Origin of the sequence: Streptomyces inusitatus (assembly GCF_014651115.1) — a bacterium.
Classification (GTDB): domain Bacteria; phylum Actinomycetota; class Actinomycetes; order Streptomycetales; family Streptomycetaceae; genus Streptomyces; species Streptomyces amakusaensis.
Window position 1 is genome coordinate 276,019 of record NZ_BMWG01000002.1, and the last position, 13,936, is coordinate 289,954.

At 71.6% G+C, this 13,936-nt stretch carries 14 protein-coding genes; 5 read left to right on the forward strand and 9 right to left on the reverse strand.

Annotation, left to right across the window (positions count from 1 at the left end):
• Positions 1 to 41: 41 nt before the first annotated feature.
• On the reverse strand, positions 42 to 617 hold the full coding sequence (locus IE247_RS05000; RefSeq protein WP_190121659.1) for a sigma-70 family RNA polymerase sigma factor: 576 nt from the start codon (positions 615 to 617) through the stop codon (positions 42 to 44).
• Positions 618 to 870: 253 nt separating this feature from the next.
• The gene (locus IE247_RS05005; RefSeq protein ID WP_003948568.1) at positions 871 to 1,482 is read right to left on the reverse strand and encodes a response regulator transcription factor; all 612 of its coding nucleotides are present in this window, start codon (positions 1,480 to 1,482) and stop codon (positions 871 to 873) included.
• A 436-nt stretch (positions 1,483 to 1,918) separates the two neighbouring features.
• Between IE247_RS05005 and IE247_RS05010 the strand changes: the two genes are divergently transcribed.
• Positions 1,919 to 2,242, forward strand: a complete 324-nt coding sequence (locus IE247_RS05010) for a WhiB family transcriptional regulator (protein ID WP_190121660.1) — start codon at positions 1,919 to 1,921, stop codon at positions 2,240 to 2,242.
• Positions 2,243 to 2,351: 109 nt separating this feature from the next.
• Here the strand turns inward: IE247_RS05010 and IE247_RS05015 are convergent, their stop codons facing one another.
• Positions 2,352 to 3,251, reverse strand: coding sequence for a LysR family transcriptional regulator (locus IE247_RS05015; protein ID WP_190121661.1), 900 nt, complete (start codon positions 3,249 to 3,251; stop codon positions 2,352 to 2,354).
• A 91-nt stretch (positions 3,252 to 3,342) separates the two neighbouring features.
• Between IE247_RS05015 and IE247_RS05020 the strand changes: the two genes are divergently transcribed.
• The 3 genes from IE247_RS05020 (at position 3,343) to IE247_RS05030 (ending at position 5,984) form a co-directional block, all read left to right on the forward strand.
• Positions 3,343 to 4,005, forward strand: coding sequence for an MOSC domain-containing protein (locus tag IE247_RS05020; RefSeq protein WP_190121662.1), 663 nt, complete (start codon positions 3,343 to 3,345; stop codon positions 4,003 to 4,005).
• Positions 4,006 to 4,103: 98 nt separating this feature from the next.
• Positions 4,104 to 4,877, forward strand: coding sequence for an SDR family NAD(P)-dependent oxidoreductase (locus IE247_RS05025; protein ID WP_190121663.1), 774 nt, complete (start codon positions 4,104 to 4,106; stop codon positions 4,875 to 4,877).
• A gap of 54 nt (positions 4,878 to 4,931) precedes the next feature.
• The gene (locus IE247_RS05030) at positions 4,932 to 5,984 is read left to right on the forward strand and encodes a hydroxyacid dehydrogenase (protein WP_190121664.1); all 1,053 of its coding nucleotides are present in this window, start codon (positions 4,932 to 4,934) and stop codon (positions 5,982 to 5,984) included.
• Positions 5,985 to 6,066: 82 nt separating this feature from the next.
• Here the strand turns inward: IE247_RS05030 and groL are convergent, their stop codons facing one another.
• From groL to IE247_RS05045, 3 genes are all read right to left on the reverse strand, one after another.
• Complete coding sequence (groL, locus tag IE247_RS05035) at positions 6,067 to 7,689, reverse strand: chaperonin GroEL (RefSeq protein ID WP_190121665.1); 1,623 nt, start codon at positions 7,687 to 7,689, stop codon at positions 6,067 to 6,069.
• Between the two features lie 133 nt (positions 7,690 to 7,822).
• Positions 7,823 to 8,131, reverse strand: a complete 309-nt coding sequence (gene groES, locus IE247_RS05040) for a co-chaperone GroES (RefSeq protein WP_190121666.1) — start codon at positions 8,129 to 8,131, stop codon at positions 7,823 to 7,825.
• 284 nt (positions 8,132 to 8,415) lie between these two features.
• Positions 8,416 to 9,381 (reverse strand): polysaccharide deacetylase family protein, encoded by a 966-nt coding sequence (locus tag IE247_RS05045; RefSeq protein ID WP_373305506.1) that lies wholly within the window; start codon positions 9,379 to 9,381, stop codon positions 8,416 to 8,418.
• 114 nt (positions 9,382 to 9,495) lie between these two features.
• Here IE247_RS05045 and IE247_RS05050 point away from each other — a divergent pair, with 114 nt between their 5' ends.
• Positions 9,496 to 10,683 (forward strand): THUMP-like domain-containing protein, encoded by a 1,188-nt coding sequence (locus IE247_RS05050; protein ID WP_190121668.1) that lies wholly within the window; start codon positions 9,496 to 9,498, stop codon positions 10,681 to 10,683.
• Positions 10,684 to 10,690: 7 nt separating this feature from the next.
• Here IE247_RS05050 and IE247_RS05055 read toward each other — a convergent pair whose 3' ends face one another.
• From IE247_RS05055 to IE247_RS05065, 3 genes are read right to left on the reverse strand one after another with little or no spacing between them, the layout of a single operon-like run.
• A complete protein-coding gene (locus IE247_RS05055; RefSeq protein WP_190121669.1) occupies positions 10,691 to 11,923 on the reverse strand; it encodes an RNA polymerase sigma factor in 1,233 nt (410 codons plus the stop codon).
• Positions 11,924 to 11,970: 47 nt separating this feature from the next.
• Positions 11,971 to 12,327, reverse strand: a complete 357-nt coding sequence (locus IE247_RS05060; protein ID WP_190121670.1) for a YciI family protein — start codon at positions 12,325 to 12,327, stop codon at positions 11,971 to 11,973.
• A 56-nt stretch (positions 12,328 to 12,383) separates the two neighbouring features.
• Positions 12,384 to 13,856 (reverse strand): MFS transporter, encoded by a 1,473-nt coding sequence (locus tag IE247_RS05065; RefSeq protein WP_229868667.1) that lies wholly within the window; start codon positions 13,854 to 13,856, stop codon positions 12,384 to 12,386.
• Positions 13,857 to 13,936: the final 80 nt, after the last annotated feature.

A 13,936-nucleotide genomic window follows, 5' to 3' on the forward strand; every position in this document is an offset into this window, starting at 1 on the left:
GAGAGGCGCGGGAAACGCCGGAGACGACGGGAAAACGGCGGCTACTGCTCGGCGAGCGCGCGGAGCCTGCTGAGCGCCCGGTGCTGGGCGACCCTGACCGCGCCGGGGGACATTCCCAGCATCTGGCCCGTCTCCTCGGCGGTGAGGCCGACCGCGACCCGCAGCACCAGCAGCTCGCGCTGGTTCTCCGGGAGGTTGGCCAGCAGCCTCTTGGCCCACTCCGCGTCATCGCTGAGCAGGGCGCGCTCCTCGGGACCCAGGGAGTCGTCGGGGCGCTCGGGCATCTCGTCGGAGGGCACGGCCGTCGATCCGGGGTGGCGCATGGCGGCGCGCTGGAGATCGGCGACCTTGTGGGTGGCGATGGCGAAGACGAACGCCTCGAAGGGTCTGCCGGTGTCCCGGTAGCGGGGCAGCGCCATCAGCACGGCGACGCAGACCTCCTGGGCGAGGTCCTCCACGAAGTGGCGCGCGTCACCGGGCAGCCGGTTGAGCCGGGTGCGGCAGTAGCGCAGCGCGAGTGGATGGACATGCGCGAGGAGGTCGTGCGTGGCTTGCTCGTCCCCTTCGACGGCACGGTGGACGAGCGCACCGATGACCGTGGTGTTGTCGTCACGCATCGGTCCATGGTGCATCGGTGGCCGCTGATCCGTGGCACCGTGTCCCATGTTGTGCACCGAAGCGTTATGAGCAGGTGCGCCGGAACTCATTGCCTGCGCCCTCCCCTTCCGCTCGCCGGACTCGTTCCCGAGGAACTCCACACCTCAAGGATGCGGCATCGCGAGGGAAACGGATGCCCGCGGCCGCCCGTCGCCCCGCTCACCGTACGGCGAGCGGGGTCGGTCGCACCCCTCGGGCACCCCGCGAACGGTCCTAACGGACCAGGCCCCAGCGGAATCCGAGCGCGACCGCGTGCGCACGGTCCGAGGCTCCCAGCTTCTTGAAGAGGCGGCGCGCGTGAGTCTTCACCGTGTCCTCGGAGAGGAACAGCTCGCGGCCGATCTCGGCGTTGGAACGGCCGTGGCTCATTCCTTCGAGCACCTGGATCTCGCGCGCGGTGAGCGTGGGCGCGGCGCCCATCTCGGCCGAGCGCAGTCTGCGCGGGGCGAGCCGCCAGGTCGGGTCGGCGAGTGCCTGGGTCACCGTCGCGCGCAGCTCGGCGCGGGAGGCGTCCTTGTGCAGATAGCCGCGGGCCCCCGCGGCGACCGCGAGCGCCACTCCGTCGAGATCTTCGGCGACGGTGAGCATGATGATCCGGGCGCCGGGGTCGGCCGAGAGCAGTCGGCGGACCGTCTCGACACCGCCCAGGCCGGGCATGCGTACATCCATCAGAATCAGATCCGAGCGGTCGGCGCCCCAGCGGCGGAGGACTTCCTCGCCGTTGGCCGCGGTCGTCACGCGCTCGACGCCGGGCACGGTCGCGACCGCGCGGCGGAGCGCCTCTCGGGCAAGCGGGGAGTCGTCGCAGACGAGGACGGATGTCATGGCCGCCCTCCGCAGCTGATGCGCGTCACCTTGAGCCTCCAGGCTGGGTACGTTTCTTCACCTGTGCGGTTGAGCGCACTCGGACGTGTGCCCGAGCACTTGTTGCTTCAACCGCCTCCGCACTACCAACGATGGTCACTCGAAAGAGTTACGGCCCGGAGCGGACTCTTCAGCACTTCACGCGAGAGGGCCCGCGCGGCGGTGAGCGCAGCGGGGGAACGGTTCTTCTTTCATCACGTATGCACCATTTAGCTGATTTTCTTCACTTTGGGTGGTGTCTGTGGCTAGATTCGTAATGAGTCATATTTACATCTACTAACACAGTAGATGTACGGTCGTGAGGCAGCGTGCGGGCGCCGGGTGCGGCTCGTGCCCCTCCGCTCGCGCGACGCGACCTGACCGGATCCGCTCAGCACGGTTTCAAGGGGCAAGCGCTATGGCAGATTTCTCCCGCCTTCCCGGACCCAACGCCGACCTGTGGGACTGGCAGCTCCTCGCGGCCTGCCGGGGTGTGGACAGCTCGCTCTTCTTCCACCCCGAGGGGGAGCGCGGGGCCGCGCGCAGCGCGCGCGAGAACTCGGCGAAAGAGGTGTGCATGAGGTGTCCGGTCCGCGCCGAGTGCGCCGCGCACGCGCTGGCGGTGCGGGAGCCCTACGGGGTGTGGGGCGGACTGACGGAGGACGAGCGCGAGGAGCTGATGGGCCGCGCGCGGCACCGGCTGGTCCCGGCGGCCAGCTCGACGGGCACGGGGCAGGACTGACGCCCCAGCCATTCGCAGAAACGTTCCTGCACCGACACTCGCAGTGACACCCGCACTGACATACAGGGATGGATGCGGGCACGGATACGGGCGGGGAGGCCCGCCCGCGTCAGCGGGACGCCGCCAGGGCGAGCTGGTCGAGGGTGGCCGCGACCGCCGGGACCTGGGAGAGGTCCGGCAGGGTGAGCGCGACGATCTCCCGCACCACCGGCGGGTCGACCGTGATGGCGCGCGCGCCCTTGGGGCGTACCGACTCCAGCGCCAGCTCCGGCAGTACCGCGACCCCCAGACCGGCTCCGACCAGGCCGATCACGGCCGGGTAGTCGTCGGTGGCGAAGTCGATGCGCGGGGTGAAACCGGCCTCCTCGCAGACCTCGACCAGCTGACGGCGACAGCGCGGGCAGCCCGCGATCCAGGGGTCGTCGGCGAGATCGCCGATGGCGACCGCGCCCGCACCGGCGAGCCGGTGCCCCTCGGGGACCAGCCCGACGAGCCGGTCGGAGAGCAGCGGCCGGACGATCAGGTCGTCCCACTCGGCCTCCCGCTCGGCGGCCCCGCCGTAGCGGAAGGCGAGCGCGATGTCGCAGTCCCCCTCGCGCAGCATCTCCACCGAGCGCGGCGGCTCGGCGTCGACGAGCGAGACCTGGGTGCCGGGGTGGGCGGCCCGGAGCGCGGCGAGGGCGGTGGGCACCAGGGTGGAGCTGCCGCTGGGGAAGGAGACCAGCCGGACCCGGCCCGCCCGCAGCCCGGCGATGGCCGCGATCTCCTCCTCCGCCGCGGTGAGCCCGGCGAGGATGCCGGAGGCGTGGCGCACCAGCACCTCTCCGGCCTGGGTCAGCCGCATCTCCCGGCCGGCGCGGATCAGCAGCGGGGTGCCCGCGGAGGTCTCCAGGGCCTTCATCTGCTGGCTGACGGCGGGCTGGGTGCAGCCCAGGGTGCGGGCGGCGGCGGAGAAGGAGCCGGTGGTGGCCACCGCGCGCAGGACTCGGAGATGACGGGCCTCAATCACCTTTTCACTATAAGCACCCCTTGGAGACATAGGCAATTATTCAACAGATAGTTTGATGTTGAGGGATTGTTGAGGGCTTAACGTGATGTTCATGAAGCTTCTGACCGTGAACACCGGCCCCGCCCGCGCCGTGGAGTACAGCGATTTCCCCACCGCGATCGACAAACGGCCGGTCGAGGAAGCCGTGTGGGTGAGCGACCCCGGGCCCAGGGGTTCGGGCGGCAGCGGGCTCGCCGGCGACGCGATCGGGGACCGGCGTCACCACGGCGGGAGCGATCAGGCGGTGTACGCCTTCGCCCGCGAGGACCTGGACTTCTGGGAGGGCGAGCTGGGCCGCCCCCTGCCCAACGGCGTCTTCGGCGAGAACCTCACCACCCAGGGGCTCGATGTGAACAACGCCCTGATCGGCGAGTGCTGGCGGATCGGCGACCGGCTGGTGCTGGAGGTGACCTCCGGCCGTGTCCCCTGCCGCACCTTCGCCGAGTGGCTGGGCGAGAAGGGCTGGGTGCGGCGCTTCACCCGGCACGCCGGGACCGGGGCGTATCTGCGGGTCGTCGAGCCCGGCGCGGTCCGCGCGGGCGACCCCATCGAGACGGTCCACCGGCCCGGCCACGAGGTGACGGTGAGCATGGCGTTCCGCGCCGGGACCATCGAGCGCGCGCTGCTGCCGGAGGTCCTCGCGGCGGGCGAGGCGCTCCATCCGGAGCTGCTGGCCAAAGCGCGGGAGTACGTCGCCAGGCACGGCGGCGCGTGAGCGTCGCCGGGAAGCCGCCCCGGTGCCGAGGCCGGGCCGGGGCGGCTCCGCGGTGACCGGTTGCGGGCGGTCCCCGGCGGGGCACTAACGTGCCGCCTATGACGACTGCACTGATCACGGGAGCGACCGCGGGCATCGGGGCCGCGTTCGCGCGGCGGCTCGCCTCCGAGGGACACAATCTGGTGCTGGTGGCCCGTGACACCGCGAGGCTCCGGGAACAGGCCACCGAGCTGCACGACCGGCACGGCGTCGAGGCCGAGGTGCTGACCGCCGACCTGTCGTCGGAGGAGGGGATCTCGGCGGTCGAGAAGCGGCTCTCCGACCCCCGCGAACCGGTGGATCTGCTGATCAACAACGCCGGCTTCGGCAATAAGGGACGCTTCCTGGAAGTCTCCATGGAAGACGAGCTGACCATGCTGAAGGTGCACTGCGAGGCGGTCCTCCGGCTCACCGCGGCGGCGGCGCGCGGCATGCGGGAGCGGCGCAGGGGCGCCGTCGTCAATGTGGCCTCGGTGGCGGCCTTCGTCCCCCGGGGCACCTATGGCGCGTCCAAGTCGTGGGTCGTGCAGTTCACCCAGGGCGCGGCCCGGGACCTGGCCGGATCAGGGGTGCGGCTGATGGCGCTCTGCCCCGGTTTCGTCCGTACCGAATTCCATCAGCGCGCCGGGATGGGGACGGAGAACATCCCCGGCTGGATGTGGCTGGACGCCGACCGGCTGGTGTCGGCGGCGCTCACGGATCTGGCGCGTGGAAAGACGGTCTCGATCCCGGACCCCCGGTACAAGGCGCTGATGGGGCTGGTGAAGCTGGCTCCCCGGGGCGTGCTGGGCGGCATCAGCTCCAAGACCGGCCGCAAGTACGGCCCGCAGTAGGCGGGTACGGCCGGGGAAGGTCCGGGCGGAGCCTCCAGGGGTACGGATCCCGCCATGGGGTACTCCGCCGAACCGCCGCACCACGCCGCCGCCGGCCGCCGACCCGAAGTGCTGCTCGCCATGGGCCCGGGCGTCGCCGAGCGCCTGCTCACCGCCCGGCACCGCGAGCGGCTCACCGCGCTCGCCCGCACCGACCCCGGGCTCATCGCCCACGACCTGACCGACCCCGCCCCCGCCGTACGCACCGCCCTCTCCACCGCCGAGACCCTGCTGACCTGCTGGGGCGCTCCCCCGCTCACCGCGGACGCCCTCGCCGCCGCGCCCCGGCTGCGCGCGGTCGTGCACGCCGCCGGATCCGTGAAGCAGCACATCACCGACGCCTGCTGGGAGCGCGGGCTCGCCGTCTCGTCCGCGGCCGAGGCCAACGCGCTGCCGGTCGCCGAGTACACGCTGGCCGCGATCCTCTTCGCGGGCAAGGGGGTGCTGCGCTCGGCGCGACGGTACGCCGAGCTGCGCGCGGGCCATGACTGGGGCCGGGAGCTGAGCGGGGCCGGCAATTACCGCCGTACGGTCGGGATCGTCGGCGCTTCCCGCGTCGGGCGGCGGGTGATCGAGCTGCTGCACCCCTTCGACCTGCGGGTTCTCTTGTACGACCCCTATGTCGACGAAGCCGGCGCCCGGGCGCTGGGGGCGGTGTGGACCGGGCTGGACGCGCTCTGCGCGGGCAGTGACATCGTCTCGGTGCACGCTCCGGAGCTGGCGGCGACCCACCGGCTGATCGACGGCCGCCGGCTGGCGCTGATGCCGGACGGGGCGACCCTGATCAATACCTCGCGCGGTTCGCTGGTCGACGGGACGGCGCTGCTGCCGGAGCTGGTGTCGGGCCGGCTGTACGCGGTGCTCGATGTGACCGATCCCGAGGTGCCGGACGTCGCCTCGCCGCTGTACGGGCTGCCCAATGTGCTGCTCACCCCGCATGTCGCCGGTTCGCTCGGCAATGAGCTGCACCGGCTGGCGGACCGGGCCCTGGACGAGCTGGAGCGGTACGCCCGGGGGCTGCCGTTCGCCCGGCCGGTGTCGGCGGCGGGGCTGGAGCGGGAGGCATGAGAAAGCCGCCGGGCCCGGCGCCCCCCGTGAGAGGAGTGCCGGGCCCGGCGGCTCAGTGCCGACTGTGCGTCAGCGCCGTGCGTCAGTGGGAGTGACCGTGGCCGTGACCGGCGTCGGCCTCTTCCTCGGCCGGCTTCTCGACGACCAGGGTCTCGGTCGTGAGCAGCAGGGACGCGATGGAGGCGGCGTTCTCCAGGGCGGAGCGGGTGACCTTGACCGGGTCGATGACGCCGGCCTTCACCAGGTCGCCGTACTCGCCGGTGGCCGCGTTGTAGCCCTGGCCCTTGTCCAGCTCGGCGACCTTGGAGACGATGACATAGCCCTCCAGGCCGGCGTTCTCCGCGATCCAGCGCAGCGGCTCGACGGCGGCGCGGCGGACGACGGCGACACCGGTGGCCTCGTCGCCCTCCTTGCCGAGGTTGCCCTCAAGCACCTTGACGGCGTGGACCAGAGCGGAGCCACCACCGGAGACGATGCCCTCCTCGACCGCGGCGCGGGTCGCGGAGATGGCGTCCTCCAGACGGTGCTTCTTCTCCTTCAGCTCCACCTCGGTGGCGGCGCCGACACGGATCACGCAGACACCGCCGGCCAGCTTCGCCAGGCGCTCCTGGAGCTTCTCGCGGTCCCAGTCGGAGTCCGTGGACTCGATCTCGGCCTTGATCTGCGCCACGCGGCCGGTGATGTCCGCGGAGTCGCCGCCACCGTCGACGATGGTGGTGTCGTCCTTGGAGATGGTCACGCGGCGGGCGGAGCCCAGCACGTCCAGACCGGCCTGGTCGAGCTTGAGGCCGACCTCTTCGGCGATGACGGTGGCGCCGGTGAGGACGGCCATGTCCTGGAGCATCGCCTTGCGGCGGTCGCCGAAGCCGGGGGCCTTGACGGCCACGGCGTTGAACGTGCCGCGGATCTTGTTGACCACGAGGGTGGAGAGCGCCTCGCCCTCGACATCCTCGGCGATGATCAGCAGCGGCTTGGAGCCACCCGCCTGGATGACCTTCTCCAGCAGCGGGAGCAGGTCCTGGATGGAGGAGATCTTGCCCTGGTTGATCAGGATGTACGGGTCGTCGAGGACGGCCTCCATACGCTCCTGGTCGGTGACCATGTACGGCGAGAGGTAGCCCTTGTCGAAGGCCATGCCCTCGGTGAAGTCGAGCTCCAGGCCGAAGGTGTTGGACTCCTCGACGGTGATGACACCGTCCTTGCCGACCTTGTCCATGGCCTCGCCGACCAGCTCGCCGACCTGCTGGTCCTGCGCGGAGAGCGCGGCGACGGCGGCGATGTCGGCCTTGTCCTCGATGGGACGGGCGGTCGCGAGGAGCTCCTCGGACACGGCCTTGACCGCGGCGTCGATGCCCTTCTTCAGAGAAGAGGGGGAGGCGCCGGCGGCGACGTTGCGGAGGCCCTCGCGGACCAGCGCCTGCGCGAGCACGGTGGCGGTGGTGGTGCCGTCACCAGCGATGTCGTTGGTCTTGGTGGCCACCTCCTTCACCAGCTGGGCGCCGAGGTTCTCGTACGGGTCGTCGAGCTCGACCTCACGGGCGATCGTGACACCGTCGTTGGTGATGGTGGGTGCGCCGAACTTCTTGTCGATGACGACATTGCGGCCCTTGGGGCCGATGGTCACCTTCACGGTGTCGGCAAGCTTGTTGACGCCGCGCTCGAGGGCGCGACGGGCGTCCTCGTCGAACTTCAGGATCTTCGCCATGGAGCGTTTCAGTCCTCTTCGTGATACGAACAGCGCCCCCAGCGCCCGGATATGAAGGTCAGCGGGGGCCAGGGGCGCGGTTCAAAAAACAAACGGGGTACGGAGACTCCGGGGCGAGCCCCGGTAATCCGACCTACTTCTCGATGATCGCGAGAACGTCGCGCGCCGAGAGGACGAGGTACTCCTCGCCGTTGTACTTCACCTCGGTGCCGCCGTACTTGCTGTACAGAACGACGTCGCCGGTCTTGACGTCGAGCGGCAGGCGCTCGCCGTTCTCGAAGCGACCCGGGCCGACCGCGAGGACGACGCCCTCCTGGGGCTTCTCCTTCGCGGTGTCCGGGATGACCAGGCCAGAGGCAGTGGTCTGCTCGGCGTCGAGCGGCTGGACCACAATGCGGTCCTCAAGCGGCTTGATGGCAACCTTGGAGCTGGTGGTCGTCACGGTCCGGCCTCCCCCTTCGGAGATCTCGGGGTTTAACTGTCTGGGGTGGCGACCAGGTCGATCCGTCGTCGCGGGTGCCGGACCTGCCCTGTCGCGCATTGGCACTCTCCGGTGGGGAGTGCCAGACCCGAGACTATGACCGCGATTAGCACTCGGTCAAGCGGAGTGCCAATACAGCGCCCTGATGGCGCGATCATGAGGGGGCGCGCGACGCCCTCCGAGGGCGCGGACCGGACCCGCGCGCGCCGGACGGGAACGGCCGGACGGGACCCGCCGGACCCGGCCTAGACGTAGTCCTCCAGCCGGGCCACCGCGTACCCCTTCTCCGTCACCGTCCGCATGACCTGCCGGATCATGTCGGGCATCGTGCCCTCCCAGTCCTCCGTGCCCCGGAAGTGGGTGAGGATGATGTCGCCCGGGTGCAGATCCCGGTCCCACTCGCGCCACTCCATGTGGTCGGGGAAGGCCTCGGCCGCCCAGAGCGGCACGGCCTTGACCCCGCAGGCGCTGGCCGCGCGCAGGGTGTCCTGGTTGTAGTTGCCGTACGGCGGACGGAAGAGCGGCGGGCGCTTGCCGTAGAGCCTGTCGAGGTTGGACTGCTGGCCGCAGATCTCCCGCTTCTGCGCGCTGTAGGACAGCCCGGGCATGTAGCGGTGGTTCAGGGTGTGGTTGTGGAGCGCGACGCCCCGGTCGCGCATCTCGCGGAAGTAGCCGTAGTTGTCGTTGATCACGTAGTCGCTCAGAAAGGCGCTGTACGGGATCTGGAGCTCCGACATCATCCGCAGCAGCTCGGGGTCCTTCTCCGTGCCGTCGTCGATGGTCAGGAAGACGACCCGCTCGGTCACCGGCACCGTGGTGAAGACCGGCGGCAGATACTCGCCGCCCTCCACCTCGAAGCCCTTGCGGGTGGTGATCGTGGGCTTGACCGCCGGTGGCGGGGGCGCGGCCAGCGGGGTGCGGTCCAGGCCCCACTTGCGGGCCGCGACGGCCCGCAGGGCCTGGGACTCGCGGACGCTCTCCGCGCGGTCCGCCGGGGAGCCGCCGGGACCCCCCGGACCTCCCGGCCCCGCCGCCCCGCGCTCCTTGACCGTCCGGGTGGCGTCGCGGTGCGCGCCTTCGCGTTCGCCGGTCGTCTCGGCCGCGCACGCCGAGCCGAGCAGGGCGACCAGCAGGGCGGCCGCGAGCCCACAGCGCCGGGGCGATGAGAGGGATTTTTCCATCATGTTTCCGGTTTGTCTGGTTAGCTGCATGGCGCTGGATCCTGTCAGCACGGGCCCCGCCGCACCGGCCGACACCTCCGGCCGGGCCGGACGGTCCCCCCGGCTGGCCCACACACCCCCCGACACTTGGCCCACAATGTCCAGGTGAACGACCTCTCCCCGCTTCTCACCGACGAGGGCCAGTCCCTGCTCGCCGCGCTCCGCGACTTCAACCCCGCCCAGGAGCTGGCGATCGCCACCCGACTGCGCCGCGATCACCCGGCCGAGCTGGTCTCGGCCGCCATCGGACAGGCCCGGCTGCGCCAGCGCGCGGTGGCGAAGTTCGGCGCGGAGGACGCGTACCGGATGTACTTCACCCCGAACGGCGTCGAACAGGCGACCCGCAAGTCCGTCGCCGAGTACCGGGCGGGCCGCTTCGCCGCGCTCGGCGTGGCCTCGGTCGCGGATCTGTGCAGCGGCATCGGCGGCGACGCCGTCGCGCTCGCCCGGGCAGGCATCCGGGTGCTGGCCGTGGACCGCGATCCGCTGACCGCCTCTGCGGTACGGGCCAACGCCGCCGCCCTCGGGCTCGCGGAGCTGATCGAGGTCCGCGAGGCCGATGTGACGGAGATCGACACCTCGGGTTACGACGCGGTCTTCGTCGACCCCGCGCGCCGGGGCGGCCGGGGCCGGGTCTTCGACCCGGAGGCCTACTCCCCGCCGCTGTCCTGGGCGATCGAGGCGGCCAGGGCCCGCCCGCACGCCGCGCTCAAGATCGCGCCGGGGATCCCGCACGAGCTGGTCCCGGACGATTTCGACGCGGAGTGGATCTCGGACGAGGGCGATGTGAAGGAGGCCGTCCTCTGGCGCGGGGCACGTACCGCCACCGCCGGGCCCGCCGGACCCGGGATCGCCGCGACCCTGCTGCCCGGTCCGCGCACCCTCACCGGCCGGGGGCTGCCCGACCCGCCGGTCCGCCCGGTCGGCCGCTATCTGTACGAGCCGGACGGCGCGGTGATCCGCGCGCATCTGGTCGCCGAGGCCGCCGAGGCGCTGAACGGCGGACTGATCGACGAGACCATCGCGTACATCACCTCGGACGAACCGCACCCCGGCACGCCCTTCGCCACCGGGTACGAGATCACCGATGTGCTCCCGTTCCATCTGAAGCGGCTCAAGGCGCTGCTCCGGGAGCGCGGAGTGGGGTCGCTGACAGTGAAGAAGCGCGGCTCGGCGGTGGAGCCGGAGGAGCTGCGCCGCAAGGTGAAGCCGCAGGGGCCGCACTCGGCGACGGTCTTCCTGACCCGGGTCGCGGGCGCTCCCGCCATGCTGATCGGCCACCCCGCGCGATAAGCGGTGCCTAGCCCTGCTCCGCGCGTTCCAGCAGCAGTTCGCGTTCCCGTTCGTTGCGGGTGAGCCCGGCCGCGCGGCGGAATTCCTCGCGGGCCTCGGCCGTCCGTCCGAGCCGGGCCAGGAGATCGCCCCGGACGCTCGGCAGCAGGTGGTAGTCCTTCAGCGCGGGCTCCGCCGCGAGGGCGTCGACCAGCGCCAGGCCCGCGCCCGGACCCTCGGCCATGGAGATCGCCACCGCCCGGTTCAGCTCGACCACGGGCGAGGGGACCGCCGCGACCAGCTGCCCGTAGAGCGCGGCGATGGTCGCCCAGTCGGTGTCCTCGTAGCGGACCGCCCGGGCGTGGCAGGCGGCGATCGCCGCCTGGAGGACGTACGGGCCCGGGAGGCCGCCCTTCTCGGTCGCGCGGCCGAGCGCGGCGAAGCCCCGGCGGACGAAGAGCTGGTTCCAGCGGGTGCGGTTCTGGTCGGCGAGCAGCACCGGGCGGCCGTCCGGGCCGGTCCTGGCGGGGATCCGCGAGGTCTGGAGCTCCAGCAGCGCGACCAGCCCGTGCGCCTCGGGCTCCTTGGGCATCAGGGCGGCGAGCACCCGCCCCAGCCGGAGGGCGTCCTCGCAGAGGGCGGGGCGGAGCCAGTCGTCGCCCGCGGTCGCCGAGTACCCCTCGTTGAAGACGAGGTAGATCACTTCCAACACGGAGTCCAGCCGGGCCGCCCGGTCGGGGCCGTACGGCACCTCGAAGGGGACGCCGGCCCTGGCGAGGGAGCGCTTGGCGCGGACGACGCGCTGGGCGATCGTCGGCTCCGCGGCGAGGAAGGCGCGGGCGATCTCCTCGGTGGTGAGTCCGCCGAGCAGCCGCAGGGTGAGCGCGATCCTGGCGTCCGTGGAGAGCACCGGATGGCAGGCGGTGAAGATGAGCCGCAGCATGTCGTCGTCGATGTCGTCGGCACCCGGCGGCTCCGGCGGCGGGATGTCCTCCAGGCTCCGCCCGACCTCCGCGAGCTTGCGCGCGTAGGTCTCCTTGCGCCGCACCAGGTCGATCGCCCGGTGCTTGGCGGTGGCCATGAGCCAGGCGGCCGGCTTCTCCGGTACGCCCGACTCCGGCCACTGTTCCAACGCGGCGACCAGAGCGTCCTGCGCGATCTCCTCGGCGATGCCCACGTCTCTCACGATCCGGGCGACACCGGCGATGATCCGCGCCGACTCGATCCTGAATACGGTCTCCACCGCGCTCGCTGTCGTCACCGGGCCATCAGAGCAGCCGGGCGGCGCGGGGGCAAACAACCCGGTGCTCAGCCCTCGGTGATCTCGCGGATCTCGGAGGTGATCGTCCAGTACTCCTCGTGGACCTGGAGGAAGCGCTTGGTCCACTCCAGCGCCTCGGCCCGGTCCTTGGCCTGGATGAGGGCGAAGCCGCCGATGACCTCCTTGGTCTCGGTGAAGGGGCCGTCGGTGTAGCTGATCCTCCCGTTGGACCAGGTGACCCTGGTCGCCTCGGAGGTGGGGGTCAGACCGCCGGTCTCCAGCAGGACTCCGGCCTTGGTCATCTCCTCGATCAGCTCTCCCATCCGCCGCATCAGCCCTTCGCTGACACCGCCGGCGGGGATGTCGTTCTCGTCGACGCGGACCATCGTCAGAAAGCGCGGCATGGTGACTCCTCGGTGGTTCTGTACGGCCGGCGGGGCCGTTTCCCCGCCGCTCACCCCTATGTCGAACGGGAGACCGCCGGATCGACATCCCCTCCGGAATTATTTTCGGAACTTTCCCGGAGGGCCACCGGGGAGGTGCGGGCGCGGCCCGGCAGCAGGGCCGACGCCACCAGGGCGGCCACCACGAGCAGCCCGGCGCACACCCAGTACGCCGCGCGGTAGCCCTCCGCGAGCGCCGCCGGGCCGGTGCCGGACCCGGTGACGGTGCCCGCGGCCGTGACCAGGACGGCGAGGCCGAGCGAGCCGCCTATCTGGCGGGAGCTGTTGAGCAGCCCGGAGGCCATGCCCGCCTCGGCGGGCGGCACCTCGCTGGTCGCGGCCGTGCCCAGGGGCACGAAGCTGAGGCCGATGCCGAGGCTGCCGAGGAGCGAGGGCCAGAGGATGGAGTACGCGAAGCTCCCGCCGGGGGTCGCGGTGAGGGCGAATCCGGCGAATCCGGCCGCGCCGAGCAGCCCGCCGAGCGCCAGCATTCCCCGGACCCCGACGGCGGCGAGCGTCTTGGCGGCGATCAGCGAACCGGCCACCACTCCGGCGCAGAAGGGCAGGAAGGCGACGCCGGTCGCGGTGGCCCCGTAGCCGAGCACCTGCTGCATGTAGAGCGAGCAGAAGTAGAGCGAGGCGAACTGGCCGGAGCTGAGGAGCAGCGAGAAGACGTTCGCGCCGAGCACGGGACGTACCCCGAGGAGTCCGATCCGCAGCAGCGGACGGCCGGTGCGCGTCTCCACGGCGGCGAACGCGGCGAGCAGCACGGCGGAGGCGCCGAGCGTCAGCAGCGTGGGGGCCGAGCCCCAGGGCTGGGACTCGGTGCGTACGACGCCGAGCACCAGCAGCGACATACCGGCGGTGACCAGCAGCGCTCCGCCGATGTCGAGGCGCGGCGCGGTGGCCCGGTCGCGGGTGGCGGGGAGCCCGGCGCGGGCGGTGGCGAAGAGGGCGAAGAGCACGATGGGGACGTTGACCAGCATCACGGCCCGCCAGCCGGTCGCGTCGGTGAGGATTCCGCCCGCGAGCAGTCCGACGGCCCCGCCGGTTGCCCCGGCCGTGCCCCATCTGCCGAGCGCCCTGGACCGGGCGGGTCCGGCGGCGTAGGTGACGGTGATGAGGGTGAAGGCGACGGGGGCGAGGGCGGCCGCGCCGACGCCCTGGGCGGCGCGGGCGGCGATCAGCGCACCCGGCGACTGGACGAGGCCGCCGATCAGGCTCGCCAGGCCGAATATGACGAGTCCGGCGGTCAGGACGCGGCGGCTGCCGAGGATGTCGGTGAGCCGGCCGCCGAGCATCAGCAGTCCGCCGAAGGTGAGCGCGTACGCGCCGACGACCCATTGCAGGGCTTCGGGGGTGAAGCCGAGGTCGTCGCGCATGTCGGGCAGCGCCACATTGACCACGGACATGTCGAGTGCCACCAGGAATTGCGCGGTGAGCACGGCGGTCAGGACCCAACGGGCCTCTCTCGCTTGGCTGTTCATCATGTCTTCTTCTTCGGCAGATCCTTTCGGCCCCTTGACGCGGCACGCTGCCTTGACGCGCGCGGAAACAGGGCGTGAGGATC

Excerpts from the sequence above, each read along its gene's own strand:
- IE247_RS05030 (WP_190121664.1), top strand. The coding sequence starts at position 4,932 with ATGGGGTACTCCGCCGAACCGCCGCACCACGCCGCCGCCGGCCGCCGA.
- IE247_RS05065 (WP_229868667.1), bottom strand. The coding sequence starts at position 13,856 with ATGATGAACAGCCAAGCGAGAGAGGCCCGTTGGGTCCTGACCGCCGTG.
- IE247_RS05060 (WP_190121670.1), bottom strand. The coding sequence starts at position 12,327 with ATGCCGCGCTTTCTGACGATGGTCCGCGTCGACGAGAACGACATCCCC.
- IE247_RS05005 (WP_003948568.1), bottom strand. The coding sequence starts at position 1,482 with ATGACATCCGTCCTCGTCTGCGACGACTCCCCGCTTGCCCGAGAGGCG.
- IE247_RS05020 (WP_190121662.1), top strand. The coding sequence starts at position 3,343 with ATGAAGCTTCTGACCGTGAACACCGGCCCCGCCCGCGCCGTGGAGTAC.
- IE247_RS05010 (WP_190121660.1), top strand. The coding sequence starts at position 1,919 with ATGGCAGATTTCTCCCGCCTTCCCGGACCCAACGCCGACCTGTGGGAC.
- groL (WP_190121665.1), bottom strand. The coding sequence starts at position 7,689 with ATGGCGAAGATCCTGAAGTTCGACGAGGACGCCCGTCGCGCCCTCGAG.
- IE247_RS05045 (WP_373305506.1), bottom strand. The coding sequence starts at position 9,381 with ATGCAGCTAACCAGACAAACCGGAAACATGATGGAAAAATCCCTCTCA.
- IE247_RS05000 (WP_190121659.1), bottom strand. The coding sequence starts at position 617 with ATGCGTGACGACAACACCACGGTCATCGGTGCGCTCGTCCACCGTGCC.
- IE247_RS05025 (WP_190121663.1), top strand. The coding sequence starts at position 4,104 with ATGACGACTGCACTGATCACGGGAGCGACCGCGGGCATCGGGGCCGCG.